Origin of the sequence: Enterobacter cloacae complex sp. IR5402, assembly GCF_049238125.1 — a bacterium.
GTDB lineage: Bacteria > Pseudomonadota > Gammaproteobacteria > Enterobacterales > Enterobacteriaceae > Enterobacter > Enterobacter hormaechei_C.
This window is the reverse complement of the sequence record NZ_JBMKHO010000035.1, coordinates 1-1,562: the sequence shown is the minus strand read 5'-3', so window position 1 is coordinate 1,562 and position 1,562 is coordinate 1. Positions and strand designations below refer to the sequence as shown.

Annotated in this window: 3 protein-coding genes; 1 reads left to right on the top strand and 2 read right to left on the bottom strand. The window is 43.7% G+C overall.

The genetic code is table 11. From position 1 onward, the window contains the following. A partial coding sequence (locus ACOTXL_RS23750) for an IS1 family transposase (protein WP_001401901.1) occupies nucleotides 1-78 on the top strand: 78 nt, incomplete at its 5' end. A gap of 558 nt (nucleotides 79-636) precedes the next feature. Here ACOTXL_RS23750 and ACOTXL_RS23745 read toward each other — a convergent pair. Further along, entirely contained in the window at nucleotides 637-969 is a 333-nt protein-coding gene (locus ACOTXL_RS23745) for a hypothetical protein (RefSeq protein ID WP_045351241.1), read from the bottom strand. Beyond that, nucleotides 959-1,354: a hypothetical protein gene (locus tag ACOTXL_RS23740; protein ID WP_072050238.1), complete on the bottom strand. Its 396-nt coding sequence runs from the start codon at nucleotides 1,352-1,354 to the stop codon at nucleotides 959-961. Before ACOTXL_RS23740 ends, ACOTXL_RS23745 begins: the two co-directional genes overlap by 11 nt. Nucleotides 1,355-1,562: the final 208 nt, after the last annotated feature.

Sequence of the window (1,562 nt, the reverse complement as noted above, 5' to 3'; positions counted from 1 at the left end):
TCACTGTCGTTCTCAAAATCGGTGGAGCTGCATGACAAGGTCATCGGGCATTATCTGAACATAAAACACTATCAGTAAGTTGGAGTCATTACCCATTTTCGTTTCGGAGGATTATGATGTTAAAGAATGGTTTCTTGAAAAAATGAAGGGCGCAACTGTTACGAATAACAGAAGAAGGATCGCCCGTCATTGCTCCCACTTCAAAACAGAAGCCCTTCTGTCATGGCGAGAAGTGGGAATGGAATTTCTTATCACCACTGGAATAGTAATAAAAGATTGCCAGCCTGAACGTAACGACCACTGACGGCGTTTATTCAGTCTGACTGCTTATAATCCTAACGGGGTTATAAGGTTTAGAGCAAAGAATTTGCTCTCTGAAAGAGAATGTGCGCGGTGATTGTCCGTTACCACCCGACACAAGTGGGAACGCCCGCGCCACCCTTTGGAACTAAACACAACAAAGGAAAACAACCAGCTTTCAGAGAGAAAATTCAGATGGAGAGAGTGCCGCTATGGGAAACGGCATTCTCAGGGAGTGCGTATTGTCATACGAGGGTGAGTGATTCGAATACTCAACCCTTATCTCTATTATGACATAAATAGCACAATCTGTCAAGACATTTCGTAACTTTTATGTTATGCGCATTCTTCCGCGATCTGGATGGCAAGCTCTCCGAGTTCAACGGTGAGGTGTTGCATAGCCAGGGCGAGTTCCTCCACATCATTTGCAATGCGCCACGCCTGATCCACGGTGACGGTATCCCCGTTCATCTGCACCAGGTGCTCTACAGCAGCGCGCCAGTGTTCAAGAGCGGTGATTGCCTGTTCTGTGTATTGTATCGCTTCCAGGAGCGCGGAGGGCGTTCTCTCACGCCACGCCTTATTAACAAGCTGCAAGGCTGGTAGATGCCAGATATCGTTGAAAGAGTTAATTAGGGTGTTCACGGTGTCCATAGTGTTAAGAGTCATAATGTTCCTTGGTATCAAATAGAGTGTCAAAGTCGCGGGTTAAATTGTTAAGGTGATTAACCGAAAGCCAGCCGCAATAATGTTCGTATGAGGAGAAATTAAGAATTTGCCATTTGTGGAGATTTGAAGAATCCACATTGAAGATTTTCATCTTCCTGGGTTTCCAGAATGCACCAGGGCAGCTATTGAGAATATCCTGTAATGCGCCCATCTCGTCAGGAGACATTGCAGGGCTATTCTCTTCAATTATTGTTGTTTGCCATTCACCAGGAACAGAATTGTATTCCTTCGAAAGGCGAGATAGATTTTGAAAATCAAATGTTCGTAATAATGATTGTGCGTTTCGTTCAAATTTTGTAACTACGTTACGTTTTCTTTTTCCCATTCATTCCTCGTAGAGGGGGAAACTCCTTGTCTTGTCATAACGTATACGCCATAGAATATGGTGAACCACCATAAAGCAGTTATCATAAAAGTTTCCCATTGATTGTTATTTATTTTTCGCGTTGTTCATCAGTTGGTTGTAGTGATGAAAGAAACATTGTGGTTAACGTCAAAATCGTAGTGATTGCTGCGCCTGGTGATAGCGATCA

Excerpts from the sequence above, each read along its gene's own strand:
- ACOTXL_RS23740 (WP_072050238.1), bottom strand. The coding sequence starts at position 1,354 with ATGGGAAAAAGAAAACGTAACGTAGTTACAAAATTTGAACGAAACGCA.
- ACOTXL_RS23745 (WP_045351241.1), bottom strand. The coding sequence starts at position 969 with ATGACTCTTAACACTATGGACACCGTGAACACCCTAATTAACTCTTTC.